Raw genomic sequence first — 16,938 nt, forward strand, 5'->3', positions numbered from 1 at the left:
ACCAGAATTAAATGAGAACTATGGACAATCGCATACACATATTCGATACAACACTACGTGATGGGGAACAAGTGCCAGGTTGCAGACTAGACACCAAAGGCAAACTCTTGATTGCCGAGCAATTAGAGCATCTTGGAGTAGACATCATAGAAGCTGGATTTCCTATTTCCAGCCCAGGTGATTTCGAATCTGTTTCAGAGATTTCAAAATTAGTAAAAGATACAACCGTTTGTGGTTTGACCCGAGCAGTACAAAAAGATATAGAGTGCGCAGCTGAAGCACTGAAACATGCCAAGCGACCAAGAATCCATACGGGTATTGGTACTTCTGATCAGCACGTGTTCACCAAAATCAAAACCACTAGAGAAGATATCATTGCCAGAAGTAAGCAAGCAGTCAAGTGGGCTAAAAATTTTGTAGATGATGTGGAGTTCTATGCAGAGGACGCCGGAAGAACGGAAAATGCCTTTTTGGCTCAAGTCATTGAAGCTGCTATTTCTGAAGGTGCTACTGTGGTCAATATTCCTGATACTACAGGATATTGTCTGCCAGAGGAATATGGTGCTAAGATCAAGTACTTGATAGACAATGTAAAAGGAATTGAAAATGCGATCATTTCTACCCACTGTCACAATGATCTGGGTTTGGCTACAGCCAATTCGATAGCAGGTATCCAAAACGGTGCGCGTCAGATTGAATGTACCATCAATGGCATAGGAGAGAGGGCAGGCAACACTTCACTCGAAGAAGTAGTGATGATCATGCGCAAGCACAACTGGATGAAATCTGATACAGAGATAGATGCAACACGTTTGAATGCAATGTCAAGATTGGTTTCAGAAACCATGAGAATGCCTGTGCAGCCTAACAAGGCAATTGTGGGCAGCAATGCCTTTGCTCACTCTTCGGGTATTCACCAAGATGGAGTGATCAAAAATAGAGACAATTACGAAATCATTGACCCTGCAGAAGTGGGTGTAGATGAGTCTTCCATTGTGTTGACGGCAAGAAGTGGAAGGGCTGCATTGAACTACAGAGTGGAAAAACTCAATGTAAATCTTACCAAAGAAGAACTAGAAAAAGTCTATCACGAATTCTTGAAGGTGGCAGACAAACATGATGTAGTGGATGACAAATTGCTTAAAAGCATGTTGAGCGAGTATTTGATGACTAATGTAGAAATGTAGCAGATGGATAATTACAACAATAAAAATAACCCAGAAAAAGAAAATCAACAGTTGGAAGCCTTACAAGAGGAGTTTGAAATGGACAAAAAGGCATTGAATGCCAGAGTCTTTTTGGCTTCATCACAATGTAGGGGAACCAACGAGAACTTTTTGTATGCCTTTGGCTGCGAATAAAAATTAGGGTAAACGTCATTCAGCAATGAATGGCTTTTTTAATAAGTAATTAATTAGAGAATTAGATTAAACGTGGAAGCAAAAACATTATTTGATAAAATCTGGGATGCTCATGTGGTGAGCGAGATCGAGGGGGGGCCAAGTGCCATATATATTGATTGTCATTTGATTCACGAAGTGACGAGTCCACAGGCTTTTGCAGGAATTGAGAAAAGAGGTGTGCCAGTGTTTAGACCAGATCAAACATTCGCGACACCTGATCACAACGTGCCAACTGAAAATCAACACCTACCAATTCAAGATGCTTTATCAAAATTTCAGGTAGATAAACTGACTGAAAATTGTGAAAAGCATGGCGTGTCACTATATGGATTGAATCACCCTTACCAGGGTGTGGTGCACGTGGTAGGGCCGCAATTGGGATTGACTCAGCCAGGCATGACGATCGTATGTGGTGATAGCCACACTTCTACGCATGGCGCTTTTGGTGCGATTGCTTTTGGTATTGGAACCAGCGAGGTAGAAATGGTTCTGGCTTCTCAGTGTATCATGCAGCCTAAGCCTAAGAAAATGAGAATCACCGTAAATGGTGATTTGGGAGCGGGTGTTACAGCCAAAGATTTAGTGCTTTACATCATTTCAAAAGTGACTGCTGGTGGCGGAACAGGCTACTTCATTGAGTATGCAGGCTCAGCCTTCGAAAAGCTTTCTATGGAAGGCAGAATGACGGTTTGTAACATGAGTATTGAAATGGGCGCCAGAGGCGGATTGATTGCTCCAGACGAAACTACCTTCGAATATGTCAGAGGAAGAGAAAATGCACCTAAGGGTGCTGATTTCGACAGGGCTGTTGAAGAATGGAGAAAATTGAAAACTGATGATGGTGCTGTATTCGATAAGGAATTGGAATTCGATGCAGCAGACATCGAGCCTATGATCACGTATGGGACTAACCCAGGTATGGGCACGAAGATCAAATCTTCTATTCCAGCATTGTCTGAGATTGAAAAGTCTGAACAGGAGTCATTCCAAAAGTCTATGAACTATATGGGATTCTCTGATGGAGATGTATTGGTAGGCAAGCCAATAGACTATGTCTTCGTTGGTAGCTGTACAAATGGACGTATTGAGGATTTAAGAGAAGTTGCGGCCTTTGTGAAAGGCAAGCAAAAAGCTGAAAACATTACGGCTTGGATTGTGCCAGGTTCTAAACAAGTGGAGAAACAAGCACAGGAAGAAGGTTTGGTAGAAGTACTAGAAGAGGCAGGTTTCAAATTGAGACAGCCAGGTTGTTCGGCTTGTTTGGCCATGAATGATGATAAGGTGCCAAAAGGGAAATACGCAGTTTCTACCTCAAACAGAAACTTTGAAGGTCGACAAGGGCCAGGCTCTCGAACCTTATTGGCTAGCCCATTGACTGCAGCAGCAGTAGCTGTTGCCGGGAAAATTGTAGATCCTCGTGAACCTGTAAACGTTTAATCAGATGGCATTAGAAAAATTCGAAAAAATAAATTCATCGGCAGTTCCAGTAGCTACCGAAAATGTAGATACAGATCAAATCATACCAGCAAGATTCTTGAAGGCAACGACCAGAGAGGGTTTTGGTGAAAACCTTTTCCGTGATTGGAGATACGATGGAGATGGAAATGAAATTCCAGACTTTCCATTGAATGACAAGAAATACTCAGGTACCATCTTGGTCGCTGGAAAAAACTTTGGTTGCGGATCGAGTCGTGAGCACGCTGCTTGGGCAGTTCATGATTATGGATTCAAAGTAGTAGTATCTAGCTTCTTCGCAGATATTTTTAGAAACAACTGCCTGAACAATGGCGTGTTGCCAGTTCAAGTTTCAACTGAATTTGCAGAAAAAGTATTTGCTGCAATTGCAGCCGATCCTAAGACACAATTTGAAGCAGATCTAGATACACAGACATTCACTATTTCTTCTACAGGTGATTCGACTTCGTTCGAAATCAGTCCATACAAGAAAGAGTGTTTGCAAAATGGATACGACGATATTGATTATCTAATCTCTCTAAGAGATAAAATAGAAGCATACGAAGTAGCGCGAGCTTAATGAAAGTAGAAATCCTAGATACTACCCTTCGAGATGGCGAACAAACGTCTGGTGTAGCTTTTACTGAAAGTGAAAAGCTAACCCTCGCCCAACTTATCATAGATGAGCTGGGCGTGGATCGTTTGGAGATTGCCTCTGCACGTGTGTCAGAAGGTGAATATCGTGGAGCTCAACATATATTGGATTGGGCGAATAGCCATGGACACGGTCACAAAATCGAAATTCTTGGTTTTGTAGATGATGGCAAATCATTGGACTGGATTAAAGAAGCCAACGGGCAGGTGATGAACCTGTTGACCAAAGGCTCTTTGAAGCATTGCCAGGCGCAATTGAGGAAGACACCTGAAGAGCACTTGGCAAATATTGCTGAAACTATAGCCTACGCAGACGAATTAGGAATAGCCGTCAATGTCTATCTCGAAGATTGGTCTAATGGCATGATCGATTCTCCAGAGTATGTCTACCAAATGGTAGAAGGTCTGCAAAAAACCAGTGCGAAAAGAATCATGCTACCAGATACGTTGGGCGTACTCAATCATCAAGATGTCAGGAAGTATTGTTCAGAAATGGTGAAACGTTTCCCAAATGTTCATTTCGACTTTCATGCCCACAATGATTATGATCTTTCTGTAGCCAATGTATTTGAAGCATTGAAAGCTGGAATGAGAGGCATTCATACGACATTGAATGGATTGGGAGAAAGAGCTGGAAATGTGCCGCTATCAAGTGTAGTGGGTATCATGAAAGATCACCTCCACTTAGAAGTGAATCTGGATGAAACCAAGCTATACAAAGTAAGTAAGGTAGTGGAAGCCTTTTCTGGCGTGCGAATTCCAGCCAACAAACCATTAATTGGTGAATTTGTTTTTACACAAACTTCTGGCGTGCACGCAGATGGAGACAGCAAAGACAATTTATACCAGACGGCCTTAGAGCCCACTCGATTTGGAAGGTCATACACTTATGCCTTGGGCAAACTTTCGGGCAAGTCCAACATTCTAAAAAATTTGGAAGAGTTAGGTATCCAATTGTCCAATGATGAGACAAAAAAAGTCACTGAGCGAATCATTGAGTTGGGCGACAAAAAGGAAAGCATCACGCAGGAGGATTTGCCATTTATTGTCAATGACGTGTTGGGCAATTCAGTTTCTGATCCTACAGTTGAGATTTTAAATTATTCACTGTCAGTGGCAAAAGGATTGAAGCCCTCGGCCACCATTTCGGTAAGTCTTGACGGTATTGTGCAAGAAGAAACAGCACCTGGTGACGGGCAATATGATGCATTCATGAATGCGTTATTGAAGATCTACGCTACAGTAGGAAGAACCTTCCCGAAGTTGGTGGATTACGAAGTAAGAATACCACCTGGAGGCAATACTGACGCATTGGTGATGACGACTATTTCATGGAATTGGAATGGAAAAATATTGAAAACCAAAGGGCTAGACCCTGACCAAACCGTGGCGGCTATTAAGGCGACCACACGAATGTTGAACATAGTAGAAAGTAAAGAAGTAAAAGAATATGCAGTTTAAAATAGCTACCCTTCCTGGAGACGGAATCGGACCTGAAATAGTAGAACAGGCAGTCAAAGCCATGAAATCAGTGGGAGAGGTATTCAACCATGAGTTTGATTTTCAGTACGCAGAAGTAGGTGCTTCAGCGATTGATAAAGTAGGAGAGCCGTATCCAGAAGCTACACACAATCTATGTATGGAGTCAGATGCCGTGCTATTTGGTGCTATAGGCGACCCTAAATATGACAACGATCCATCTGCTAAAGTTCGTCCAGAACAAGGTTTGTTGAAAATGAGAAAATTGTTGGGCTTGTATGCCAACATCCGTCCGGTAGTGACTTTTCCTTCCTTGAACTACAAGTCTCCGTTGAAAGAAGAAATTGTTGAAGGTTCTGATTTTGTTGTAATTCGTGAGTTGACTGGTGGCATCTACTTTGGAGAGCCAAGAGGTAGATCTGAAGATGGAAATACTGCTTTTGATACTTGTGTTTACAAAAGAGAAGAGGTCGAAAGAATCTTGGAATTGGCGTACGAATATGCGGCTAAGAGAAGAAAACATTTGACGGTAGTTGACAAAGCTAATGTTTTGGGAACCTCAAGGTTGTGGAGAGAAGTAGCTCAGAAAATGGAGAAAGAACACGCGGATATCCAGACAGAATATATGTTCGTGGATAACGCAGCCATGCAGTTGATTCAATGGCCAAAGAAATTTGACGTGATGGTCACTGAGAATATGTTTGGTGATATTCTTTCTGATGAAGCAAGTGTGATTACAGGCTCTATGGGCTTGTTGCCATCGGCTTCAGTAGGGGTGCATACTTCAGTGTTTGAGCCGATCCACGGATCATATCCTCAGGCCACTGGAAAGAACATCGCGAATCCTATTGCTACTATTCTTTCAGCGGCTATGTTGTTAGAATCATTGGATCTGATGAAGGAAGCAGAAGCGATAAGAAATGCAGTAAATCAAGTAATCGAAGAGAGCTACTTGACAGAAGATTTGAATAGTGACAATGCAAAATCTACTACAGAGGTAGGAGATAAAATAGCCGAACTGATTCGTGCAAATAGCACAGTATTAGAAGGTTAGATAAAATAGTATCAAAAATTGACTAAAATGCTAGGATGATGAAAATGAAATGTTCTACCTTTGGAATTCGAAAGAACAACAAAAATGAAGAACATTATTGTCATAGCATTAGCGATTATTACTGAGGTCACAGTCACCTCAGGTCGGGAATGATATGCAATAGTATAAAACGATATTCTAAAGCGTCATTCCCAACAGGATGGCGCTTTTTTTATGTGTGCGCCGAAGTGAATTGAGAAATTCACGGAGGATTATACCCAAATGTTGACCCAAAAAATGATAACGACTATTGTCACAGTATTAGCCATCGTGATTATTACCATTATTGGTGATACGTGAGAGAGGTATATAAGAACTAAATGATTCTAAAGCCTTTCTCCAATGAGAAAGGTTTTTTTTATGACAAGAATCGAACAAAAGAAATTATTAACTAAAGAGATAGACTATGTATTACAACGAAAACTCGATCCTTTTCCTAGACGGACAGTGGGTAAAAGCATCAGAAGCAAAAGTTGACTTGTTTAGCCAGACCATGCACTATGGCAATGGCGCCTTTGAAGGTATCCGCTCGTACGCTGGTGCAGCCGGACCCAATGTCTTCAAGGCCAAGGAACATTTCGAAAGACTAAAATACTCAGCAGAAAAAATGGGTATCAAAATCAGCCAGTCCGTCGATGAGTTGGTCAAAGTCTCTTATGAGTTATTGGATAGAAATGGATTGAGCAATGCTTACATCCGCCCAATGGTTTACCTCGGAGCCAATATGAAATTGCTTTCTTGTGGAGAAGTTCATGTGATGATGGCCGCTTGGGATTGGCCTCCATACCTAGGTGACGAAGCCTTGAAAGTAATGATTTCCTCCGTGGAAAGACCAAATCCAAAATCCATTCCTGTAGACGCCAAGGTAACTGGCAACTACACCAATTCGATCATGGCATCTAACGAAGCCAAGCGAAATGGTTATGACGAAGCCTTGTTGTTGGATTCAGAAGGGTATGTTGCTGAAGGCTCTGGTCAGAACTTCTTCTTTGTGAAGGACGATGTGATCTATACGCCACCACTTGGAAACATCCTACCTGGAATCACCAGGGCGACCATCATTGAGTATGCCATGGAATTGGGATACCCAGTAGTAGAAAAGCTATTCAAGCCTGAAGAAATGAAAGGTGCTGAAGTAGCCTTCTTCACGGGTACGGCAACAGAAGTGGCAAGTATCAAATCGATTGACGATATGGAATTTGCTGCAGATTGGAAAGAAACTGTCGCTTATGATTTGTTCTTGATGTATCGTCAGCGTGTCAGCAATGCCGAACTGAGTGAATTCACTTTGGTTTGATTGGAACCAAGAGCCAAGATATAAGAGCGAAGAAAAAATATCAATTAGAAAAAAGAGAATATCAAAAGGCAAGCAATCAAGTTATGATTCTTGTCTCTAGTATCAAAATAGTATGAGTTTAAATAAATACAGCAAAACGATCACTCAAGACCCTTCACAGCCGGCATCACAGGCGCAGTTGTACGCCACTGGCTTGACTGAGGAGGACATGAAAAAAGCACAAGTTGGGATCGTGAGTACAGGATTTGAAGGCAACCCTTGCAACATGCACCTCAACATTCTTTCACACCAAGTGAAAAAAGGTGTTCGTGAAGCTGATCTGGTAGGATTGATCTTTCACACCATAGGTGTAAGCGATGGGATATCCAATGGTACAACTGGGATGAAATACTCTTTGATCTCTAGAGATATCATTGCTGATTCTATCGAAACTGTAGTTAATGCACAGTTTTATGATGCAGTGGTTCCTGTAGTCGGATGTGATAAAAATATGCCTGGTTCTATCATGGCTTTGGGTCGATTGAATCGACCAGGACTGATGGTATATGGCGGTACAGTAAGACCAGGTAAATGGAAGGGTGAAGACTTGAATATCGTTTCGGCATTTGAGGCTTATGGCCAAAAATTAGCCAACAATATCTCGGATGAAGATTATAATGGCATCATCAAAAACTCTATTCCTGGCCCTGGAGCTTGTGGTGGAATGTATACGGCCAATACGATGTCTTCGGCTATCGAAGCCATGGGTATGAGTTTACCGTCTTCTTCTTCTAATCCTGCGGAAAGTGAAGACAAAAAACAAGAGACCTATAGAGTAGGACAAGCCGTAAGGCACTTGCTTGAGCAAGACTTGCGTCCGAGAGATATCATGACTAAAGATGCATTCGAAAATGCCATTCGGATCATAATGATTTTGGGTGGGTCTACCAATGCTGTGCTTCATTTGATCGCCATGGCGAAATCTGTAGATGTACCGATTGGTCTAGACGATTTCCAAAGAATCTCTGACAGTACGCCGTTTATTGCTGACTTGAAACCTAGTGGTAAATATTTGATGGAAGATCTTCATTTTGTGGGCGGTGTTCCAGCTGTGATGAAAGCTTTATTGCACGAAGGATACTTGCACGGCGACTGTATGACTGTGACTGGCAAGACCTTGGCGGAAAATATTGAAGAAGGACCGTCATTGAAAGAAGGACAAAAGATCATTCACTCTTTCTCTGATCCGATTAAACCATCTGGTCATCTACAAATCTTGTATGGCAATCTGGCACCTGAGGGGTCAGTGGCAAAAATTACTGGTAAGGAAGGTGAGTATTTCGAAGGACCAGCGAGATGTTATGATGATGAATTCGAAGCCATCATTGGGATTGGTAAAGAGGTGAAGAAAGGAGAAGTGATCGTGATCAGACAATCTGGACCTAAAGGGGCTCCGGGTATGCCAGAAATGTTGAAGCCAACCAGTGCGGTAATGGGCGCAGGACTAGGTAAAGATGTGGCATTGATTACGGATGGCCGATTCTCAGGTGGGTCTCACGGTTTTGTGGTAGGTCACGTCACGCCAGAATCTCAAGAAGGAGGCCCATTGGCGTTGGTGAAAGATGGTGACATCATTAGCATAGATGCGGTGAAAAACGAAATGAACCTTAAAATATCTGATGAAGAAATGGCAGCAAGAAAAGCCGCTTGGAAGCAACCAGCATACAAAGCCAAAAAAGGAATATTAAAAAAATATATCAATCAAGTAGCATCAGCTTCAGAGGGCTGTGTAACTGACGAATAATTTAGACGACAGTCAATAGTCTATGGTCTGTGGACTATAGACTATTGACAATAAAGTAATACTAGATTCTTGAACCAAGTTGATAAAAAGTCTTGAATCTAAAATCTTGAATCTATCAAAATGAACACATCGACACTAGAATTGGAAGAAAAACCAAAACAAGGCACGAAACGATTGACAGGGTCTCAGGCATTGCTTGAGTGCTTGCTTGCCGAAGGCGTGGAAACGCTTTTTGGATATCCAGGTGGAGCCATCATGCCAGTCTATGATGAATTATATAAGTACGCAGACCGACTCAATCATATCTTGGTTCGTCATGAGCAAGGTGCTGCACATGCCGCGCAAGGATTTGCAAGGGTCAACGGGAAAACGGGAGTTTGTATGGCTACTTCAGGGCCAGGCGCTACCAATTTGATCACAGGCATAGCAGATGCTCAAATTGATTCTACGCCTATGGTTGCCATCACAGGTCAGGTGTTTTCTCATCTTTTGGGTACGGATGCCTTTCAGGAGACAGATGTAATTGGGATTTCTATGCCAGTGACTAAGTGGAATTTTCAGGTAACTAAAGCTGAAGAAATACCTCAAGCTATTGCTAAGGCATTTTACATCGCTAACACGGGTAGACCAGGGCCAGTTTTGATTGATATCACAAAGGATGCACAAGTAACGGAATTTGATTTTCCAGTATATGAGAAGTGTACAAAAATCAGGAGCTACCATCCATTCCCCATTTTAGAGCGATCTAAAGTGACGGAGGCCGCAGCACTGATCAATCAAGCAAAAAAACCATTGATGCTTGTGGGACATGGTGTCTTGATCTCACAAGCGCAAAGTGAGCTTTTGGCTTTCGCTGAAAAGGCAGAAATTCCTATGGCATCTACACTATTAGGCTTATCTGCTGTACCCAACAAACATCCACTATACGTAGGTATGTTGGGCATGCATGGAAACTATGGTCCTAATTTGAAGACCAACGAAGCTGATGTGATCATTGCTGTTGGTATGCGATTCGATGATCGAGTGACAGGCGACTTGAGCAGATACGCCAAACAAGCCAAGATTATTCATATCGAAATTGACCCTGCTGAGGTAGATAAAAATGTGAAAACAGACGTGGCTATCGTTTGTGATGCAAAAGCGGCTTTGATTCAACTGGAAAAAGAAATTGCTTCAAATAGCCATAAAGATTGGCTTCAGGAATTTGCAGATTGTGATGCCAAGGAATTTGAGAAAGTAGGGAAACTAGATCTTCATTCTGAAAAGGACGAGATCAAAATGGCTGAAGTAATCAAGTTGATTTCTGACCAGTCTGAAGGAAAAGCCATTGTGGTGACTGACGTTGGACAACATCAAATGATTGCCAGTAGATACTATGCATTTGATGATACCAGATGCAATGTGACCTCTGGTGGATTGGGTACCATGGGATTCTCATTACCAGCCGCTATGGGAGCTAAAGTGGCTCGCCCAGAAAAGCAGGTGATTGCTGTGATAGGTGATGGTGGTTTTCAAATGACTATCCAAGAGCTTGGTACTATCTTTCAAAGCAACATTGGAGTGAAAATATTGATTTTGAATAACCAATTCTTGGGCATGGTGCGCCAATGGCAAGAAATGTTTTTTGACAAGAGATACGCCCATACCGAAATGATAAACCCTGATTTTCAATTGATATCAAAGGGTTATGGCATTCCTTGCAACAAAGTAACAAGCAGAGATGAATTGGCAGTGGCAGTGGATGTATTCTTGGAGCACGAAGGGCCTTATTTACTGGAGGTGTGTGTAGAGCAGGAAGGGAATGTATTCCCGATGGTTCCTACTGGAGCATCTGTAGCAGAAGTAAAATTGGAAAGATAGTAATCATGGAAGCAGAAAAACAATATACCATATCGGTCTTGACCGAAGACAGAGCGGGTTTACTCAACCACTTGACTGTTATTCTAAACAGAAGAAAGATCAATATTGATTCACTCAATGTATCTACGACTGAGGTGGCTGGGATCAGTAGGTTTACTATTGTGATTACCACCACACGCGACAGTGCGGACAATTGTTGTAAACAATTCAGAAAACTCATAGAAGTATTGGGTGCTTTTGTCTACGAAGAAAACGAGATTTATTACCAGGAGATCGCCTTGTATAAGGTGCCTACTTCCGTATTCCTCAATGGAAATAAAATCGAAACACTCGTGAGAAACAATGGCGCAAGAATCTTAGTGATCGAAGAAGACCATATTATCATTGAGAAGACTGGCCATATAGCTGATACCCACGATCTTTACAAAAAACTAGAGCCATTAGGCCTACTGGAATTTGTAAGGTCAGGTCGAGTAGCGATTTCCAAATCTAAACGCAAAACAGAAGCGTACATCAAAGAATTGGAAGAGACCAAGTCGAATCTATTGAGTATAAAAGACTATTAAAATTTAAAACGTCATTGCGAGGAGGGACGACGAAGCAATCTTAATAATTGATGAGATTACTTCGCTAAAGCTCGCAATGACGTAAAATAAGACAACAATGCGCCAAGTACTACTACATGAAGGATCCAATCAGCTAGACTATGAAATCAGAGACATAGTCAAGAAAGCTGAGGCTTTGCAAGCACTGGGTCAGCGGATCTATTGGGAAAATATAGGAGACCCCATTCTCAAGCACGCCGTAGTGCCTGCGTGGATCAAAGAAATTTTGACCAATTTGGTCAATCAGAATTCCACTTATGGCTATTGCCATTCCAAAGGTGTGTTGGAGACGAGACAATATTTAGCTGAGAAAAACAACAAAAGGGGTGGCGTGCAAATCACATCTGATGATGTCTTGTTTTTCAATGGATTAGGTGATGCGATTGGTAAATTGTATCAATTCCTCAATCCTTATTCGCGTGTGATTGGACCTTCACCTGCCTACTCTACGCATTCGGCACTGGAAGCTGCACACTCCAATAAGGAGCCGCTGACTTACAATCTCGATCCAGAAAACAACTGGTACCCAGATTTGGACGACTTGCGTCTAAAAGTCAAATACAATCCGAATATTGTTGGCATATTGATCATCAATCCGGATAATCCTACAGGCATGGTATATCCAGAGGAGTATTTGATAAAAATCGTTGAGATCGCCAAAGAGTTCAATTTATTCATAGCCAGTGATGAAATTTATACGAACATCATTTACAATGATACAAAGACCAAAGCTTTGGCTGAAGTCTTGGGAGATGTGCCTGGCATTGCCTTAAAGGGTATTTCTAAGGACTGTCCTTGGCCAGGTAGCCGTTGTGGGTGGATGGAATTTTATAACCGAGAGGCAGACGAGGAATTCAATAAGTATTGCGCAACATTAGAAAATGCCAAGATGGTAGAGGTATGCTCCACTACGTTACCACAAAAGGCTCTACCATTGATTCAGGAACATCCTAACTATCAGAAGTATCTGGCTCAGCGTAGAACCGAAATCGCAGAACGAAGTGAGATCATTTCGCAGTATTTGAAAGACCTGCCTTATGTCACCTTCAACAAGACGAATGGAGCTTTCTACAATACTATTGTTTTTAAGGACGGCGTATTGAATAATAATCAAGTGTTGCAAATAAGTAATCTTGAAATCAAACAACTAGCAGAATCATGGGTGGAGCGTGTAGGAGAACCAGATAAAAGATTTGTTTATTACTTACTAGCCGCCAAGGGCGTCTGTGTGGTACCATTATCTTCTTTTCAGTCTGAATTGAGAGGATTTAGAATCACCCTACTCGAAGAAAATAAAGAAGTCTTGCACGAGACTTTTAGCAAGATCGCTGCTGCGATCAATGAATTTTGCACCTCAGATGTAAAGGAAGAAGTGGTAGCTTAAGCATAGAAAATGGAAGTAGCAGAATTAGAATTGATGATACCGACTTACGATGGGATACAAGCCGCCAAGGTGAAGCTCAACCATGTAGTTGTGCGCACACCACTCATGAAAAATCTCAATTTTTCTGAGCGATTTCAAGCAGAAGTTTCTTTCAAAAGAGAGGATCTTCAAGCGGTTCGATCTTATAAGATCAGAGGGGCATACAACAAAATTTCTAGTCTCAACGAAATCGAGCGTCAAAACGGAATCGTTTGTGCCAGTGCTGGCAATCACGCCCAAGGGGTGGCTTACTCTTGTCAGAAACTAGGTATCAAAGGGACGATCTTCATGCCAAGCGTCACGCCCAAACAAAAGATTGGTCAGGTTAGAATGTTTGGCAAAGACATGGTGGAAGTGGTATTGATTGGAGACACTTTTGATGATGCCTATAATGAAGCCATGACATACTGTGACAAGCACAAGGCTACGTTCGTGCACCCATTTGATGACGAAAAAGTGATTGAAGGACAGGGTACTGTAGCTCTTGAAATATTAGAAGATGCTGATGGGCCTATAGATTATTTATTTGTTCCAATTGGCGGAGGAGGCTTGGCAGCAGGAGCCATTACTGTACTGAAAACCTTGTCTCCCAATACCAAGGTCATTGGTGTAGAGCCAACGGGCGCACCAGCCATGAAGGAATCCATCACTCAGGGAACCAATATCGTTTTGCCCAAAATAGATACTTTCATTGATGGAGCAGCCGTGAGACAGGTGGGAGCAAAGACGTTGGATATTTGCAAAGAAGGTTTGGATGATATCATTCTGGTACCAGAAGGCAAGGTGTGTTCTATGATTTTACAATTGTATAATCAGGAGGCCATTGTCGTGGAGCCAGCAGGTGCTTTAAGCTTGGCAGCTTTGGATTTGTATAAGGAGAAGATCAAAGGCAAAAACGTAGTCTGCGTCATCAGTGGTAGCAATAATGACATTACCCGAACAGAAGAAATTAAAGAACGATCCTTATTGTACGAAGGTATCAAGCACTATTTTATTATTCGCTTTCCCCAAAGGGCAGGAGCTCTAAGGGAGTTTTTAACTGAAGTGCTTGGCCCTGGAGATGATATTGTTCATTTCGAATACTCGAAAAAGAACAGCAGGGAAAAAGGCCCTGCATTGATAGGATTGGAATTACAAAATAAGGATAGTTTGAAGGAGCTATTCGAAAAACTAGAAGCCAAAAGTTTTGCATTTGAATATCTGAATGAAAAACCAGATTTGATGCAGTATTTGGTTTAATCCCACCGTCATCACCCGTGTTTATCCGGGTGATCTGACAGAAGATGGCGCCGAAGCGGATTACCCGGATAAAACCGGGTAACGACGAAGAAATAAATAATTCGAGCCCCAGCTTAGTTTGTTGTAAGCGAAGGTTCAAAACTTAAATAAATAAAGACTCTGGTCTAATTTCCTGAGTCTAACGTCTAAAATCTTATATAATGAAAGTGTTGAAATTTGGAGGTACATCCGTAGGTACCCCGGATAATCTGAGAGTGGTAAAGGACATCTTATCGGCTGGAAAGGAAGAAAAACAAGTGTGCGTCGTATCAGCCTTTGGAGGTGTGACCAACCTGCTCCATGAGTGTAGTGATTTGGCAGCTGCAGGCGACGAATCCTACCAGGGGCTATTCGCTAAAATAGAGGCCAGACATCTGGATACTGTCAAAGAGTTGCTGCCAGTGAAAAGCCAATCTGGTACACTTAGCAAAACCAAAATCTTACTTAATGATCTGGAAGATATCATGAAAGGTATCTTTCTGATTGGTGAACTTTCGCCAAGATCTCTGGATCGCGTATTAGGGATGGGAGAGATCTTATCATCTAATATCATTGTCGACTTTCTGAATTCTGAAGGATTGACCACAGATTGGGGAAATACTGGTGCGATGATCAAAACAGATAGCACTTTCAATAATGCGATTGTTGACTTTTCCAGTACCAACCAAAACATAAAAGACTTCTTCAAGTCTTCAGCTGACTTAGTGATATGTCCAGGATTCGTTTCTTCCAATCAGGATAATGTAAATACCACTTTAGGACGTGGCGGGTCTGATTATACGGCAGCGATTTTAGCGGCAGCTTTGGAGGTAGATACATTCGAAATCTGGACAGATGTGAGTGGCATGATGACTTCCGATCCACGAGCAGTTTCCTCTGCTCACCCAATCGAAAAAATTTCCTATCAGGAAGCCATGGAGCTGTCACACTTTGGGGCTAAGGTCATTTATCCGCCCACCATACAGCCGGCATTGGACAAGAACATTCCGATTAAGATCAAAAATACTTTTAGGCCTCAGGATGCAGGTACTACTATTAGTGCTGACTCAAACGGCTCCAAGCAGTTTGTAAAAGGCCTGTCGAGTGTCAAAAATATTGCATTGCTCAACTTGTCCGGCAGTGGTATGATTGGTATTCCAAAATTCTCTTTCCGTTTGTTCAAGGCTTTATCTGAAGCCAAAGTGAATGTGATTATAATCACTCAGGCATCTTCCGAACACTCCATCTGTGTGGGTATTGATGGCAATGATGTGGAGGCTAGCAGAGCTGCCATTGCCGAAGAATTTCAATTTGAATTGAGCTTGAATAAGGTCAATCCACTAGAGGTGGAAGAACATTTGGCCATTGTCGCACTGGTAGGCGACAAGATGCGTGATCACGTCGGAATCAGTGGTCAGATGTTTGCTGCATTGGGTGAAAATGGCGTAAATATCAAAGCCATAGCTCAAGGCTCTTCCGAACGGAATATTACGGTAGTGATTCAGGAGCGTCATTTGAAGAAATCACTCAACGTGTTGCACGAGAGTTTCTTCTTGTCAGAGAAAAAACGGATCAACTTATTCCTAGTGGGAATAGGTAATGTAGGTGGTACACTGATCCAGCAGATAGCCAAGCAGCAAGAATATTTGAGTGAAAACGAGCATGTGGATTTACGAATTGTAGGCTTGGCCAATAGCAAAAAAATGTACTTTGATGAGGAAGGTATTGACTTGTCGAAGTGGAAAGACTTGCTTTTGAATGGTACTTTAAAGATGGAGAATGCGGCCTTCATTCAATCCATTCAGAATATGAACCTGCGCAACAGTGTGTTTGTGGATAATACCGCAAGTGCAGAGATAGCAGGGTTGTACAATGGCATTTTGAGTAAAAATATTTCTGTAGTTACACCAAATAAAATTGCCTGTGCTTCTTCTTATGAAAATTATCAGGAACTGAAAAATACAGCTCGCGAATACAAGTCTAAGTTTTATTATGAGACGAACGTGGGTGCTGGTTTGCCAGTGATCACTACCCTCAACGATCTGATTAAAAGTGGAGATCGAGTCAAAAAAATTGAAGCAGTACTTTCTGGAAGTTTAAATTTTATTTTCAACAACTTCAAGCCAGGTGTGAAATTCGTAGACATAGTTAAGCAGGCTGGAGAAGAGGGTTATACCGAACCAGATCCAAAAATTGACTTGAGTGGTGTGGATGTGATGCGGAAGATTTTGATTCTCATTCGCGAGTGTGGTGTTGAAGCAGAACTTTCTGATATCACTGCTGACTCATTCATTCCAGCGGATTGCATGAAGACCAAAACCAATGAAGAGTTCTACGCCAAATTAGAAGCGCATGAAGAGCATTTTCAGTCATTAGTAAAACAGGCTGAAGACAACAATGCGCGATTGAAGGTGGTGGCTACTTATGACGATGGTAAAGCATCTGTAGGACTAAAGGAAATCACCAAATCCCACCCATTTTATATACTAGAAGGAAGTGACAATATTGTATTGTTCAATACCAATAGATATGCTGATCAACCCTTGGTGATTAAAGGTGCTGGAGCAGGGGCTGCTGTGACAGCCATGGGTATATTTGCTGACATCATGCGAATTGCAAATAGCTAAAC

The 16,938-nt window shown here is 41.9% G+C and carries 13 protein-coding genes; all 13 read left to right on the forward strand.

Features of this window, described 5'->3' with window-relative positions:
* The first annotated feature begins 20 nt into the window (after positions 1–20).
* The 13 genes from B9A58_RS14965 to thrA all read left to right on the forward strand — a co-directional run bounded on the left by B9A58_RS14965 (position 21) and on the right by thrA (position 16,936).
* Positions 21–1,187 (forward strand): 2-isopropylmalate synthase, encoded by a 1,167-nt coding sequence (locus tag B9A58_RS14965; protein ID WP_084373679.1) that lies wholly within the window; start codon positions 21–23, stop codon positions 1,185–1,187.
* Positions 1,188–1,190: 3 nt separating this feature from the next.
* A complete protein-coding gene (locus tag B9A58_RS20415) occupies positions 1,191–1,361 on the forward strand; it encodes a hypothetical protein (protein ID WP_176214798.1) in 171 nt (56 codons plus the stop codon).
* Between the two features lie 72 nt (positions 1,362–1,433).
* Complete coding sequence (gene leuC / locus B9A58_RS14970; protein WP_084373680.1) at positions 1,434–2,840, forward strand: 3-isopropylmalate dehydratase large subunit; 1,407 nt, start codon at positions 1,434–1,436, stop codon at positions 2,838–2,840.
* A gap of 4 nt (positions 2,841–2,844) precedes the next feature.
* The gene (gene leuD / locus B9A58_RS14975) at positions 2,845–3,438 is read left to right on the forward strand and encodes a 3-isopropylmalate dehydratase small subunit (RefSeq protein WP_084373681.1); all 594 of its coding nucleotides are present in this window, start codon (positions 2,845–2,847) and stop codon (positions 3,436–3,438) included.
* A complete protein-coding gene (locus B9A58_RS14980) occupies positions 3,438–4,973 on the forward strand; it encodes an alpha-isopropylmalate synthase regulatory domain-containing protein (RefSeq protein WP_084373682.1) in 1,536 nt (511 codons plus the stop codon). Before leuD ends, B9A58_RS14980 begins: the two co-directional genes overlap by 1 nt.
* Positions 4,963–6,045, forward strand: coding sequence for a 3-isopropylmalate dehydrogenase (leuB, locus tag B9A58_RS14985; RefSeq protein ID WP_084373683.1), 1,083 nt, complete (start codon positions 4,963–4,965; stop codon positions 6,043–6,045). The genes B9A58_RS14980 and leuB overlap by 11 nt, the downstream gene beginning before the upstream one ends.
* A gap of 445 nt (positions 6,046–6,490) precedes the next feature.
* Positions 6,491–7,381 carry a branched-chain amino acid transaminase gene (locus tag B9A58_RS14990; RefSeq protein ID WP_084373684.1) on the forward strand — a complete coding sequence of 297 codons (891 nt, stop codon included), beginning with the start codon at positions 6,491–6,493 and terminating at the stop codon, positions 7,379–7,381.
* A 112-nt stretch (positions 7,382–7,493) separates the two neighbouring features.
* Positions 7,494–9,164 carry a dihydroxy-acid dehydratase gene (ilvD, locus tag B9A58_RS14995; protein ID WP_084373685.1) on the forward strand — a complete coding sequence of 557 codons (1,671 nt, stop codon included), beginning with the start codon at positions 7,494–7,496 and terminating at the stop codon, positions 9,162–9,164.
* A 120-nt stretch (positions 9,165–9,284) separates the two neighbouring features.
* The gene (ilvB, locus tag B9A58_RS15000) at positions 9,285–11,024 is read left to right on the forward strand and encodes a biosynthetic-type acetolactate synthase large subunit (protein WP_084373686.1); all 1,740 of its coding nucleotides are present in this window, start codon (positions 9,285–9,287) and stop codon (positions 11,022–11,024) included.
* A 5-nt stretch (positions 11,025–11,029) separates the two neighbouring features.
* Positions 11,030–11,590 (forward strand): acetolactate synthase small subunit, encoded by a 561-nt coding sequence (gene ilvN, locus B9A58_RS15005; RefSeq protein ID WP_245827091.1) that lies wholly within the window; start codon positions 11,030–11,032, stop codon positions 11,588–11,590.
* A gap of 97 nt (positions 11,591–11,687) precedes the next feature.
* Entirely contained in the window at positions 11,688–13,013 is a 1,326-nt protein-coding gene (locus B9A58_RS15010; RefSeq protein ID WP_084373687.1) for a pyridoxal phosphate-dependent aminotransferase, read from the forward strand.
* 9 nt (positions 13,014–13,022) lie between these two features.
* Positions 13,023–14,291 carry a threonine ammonia-lyase IlvA gene (gene ilvA / locus B9A58_RS15015; RefSeq protein ID WP_084373688.1) on the forward strand — a complete coding sequence of 423 codons (1,269 nt, stop codon included), beginning with the start codon at positions 13,023–13,025 and terminating at the stop codon, positions 14,289–14,291.
* Positions 14,292–14,491: 200 nt separating this feature from the next.
* The gene (thrA, locus tag B9A58_RS15020; protein WP_084373689.1) at positions 14,492–16,936 is read left to right on the forward strand and encodes a bifunctional aspartate kinase/homoserine dehydrogenase I; all 2,445 of its coding nucleotides are present in this window, start codon (positions 14,492–14,494) and stop codon (positions 16,934–16,936) included.
* Positions 16,937–16,938 lie beyond the last annotated feature (2 nt).

This window comes from Reichenbachiella faecimaris (genome assembly GCF_900176375.1).
GTDB classification, from domain to species: domain Bacteria; phylum Bacteroidota; class Bacteroidia; order Cytophagales; family Cyclobacteriaceae; genus Reichenbachiella; species Reichenbachiella faecimaris.

Coding starts and splice junctions, on each gene's coding strand:
- B9A58_RS14965 (WP_084373679.1), top strand. CDS start 21: ATGGACAATCGCATACACATATTCGATACAACACTACGTGATGGGGAA.
- B9A58_RS20415 (WP_176214798.1), top strand. CDS start 1,191: ATGGATAATTACAACAATAAAAATAACCCAGAAAAAGAAAATCAACAG.
- leuD (WP_084373681.1), top strand. CDS start 2,845: ATGGCATTAGAAAAATTCGAAAAAATAAATTCATCGGCAGTTCCAGTA.
- B9A58_RS14980 (WP_084373682.1), top strand. CDS start 3,438: ATGAAAGTAGAAATCCTAGATACTACCCTTCGAGATGGCGAACAAACG.
- leuB (WP_084373683.1), top strand. CDS start 4,963: ATGCAGTTTAAAATAGCTACCCTTCCTGGAGACGGAATCGGACCTGAA.
- B9A58_RS14990 (WP_084373684.1), top strand. CDS start 6,491: ATGTATTACAACGAAAACTCGATCCTTTTCCTAGACGGACAGTGGGTA.
- ilvD (WP_084373685.1), top strand. CDS start 7,494: ATGAGTTTAAATAAATACAGCAAAACGATCACTCAAGACCCTTCACAG.
- ilvB (WP_084373686.1), top strand. CDS start 9,285: ATGAACACATCGACACTAGAATTGGAAGAAAAACCAAAACAAGGCACG.
- ilvN (WP_245827091.1), top strand. CDS start 11,030: ATGGAAGCAGAAAAACAATATACCATATCGGTCTTGACCGAAGACAGA.
- B9A58_RS15010 (WP_084373687.1), top strand. CDS start 11,688: ATGCGCCAAGTACTACTACATGAAGGATCCAATCAGCTAGACTATGAA.
- ilvA (WP_084373688.1), top strand. CDS start 13,023: ATGGAAGTAGCAGAATTAGAATTGATGATACCGACTTACGATGGGATA.
- thrA (WP_084373689.1), top strand. CDS start 14,492: ATGAAAGTGTTGAAATTTGGAGGTACATCCGTAGGTACCCCGGATAAT.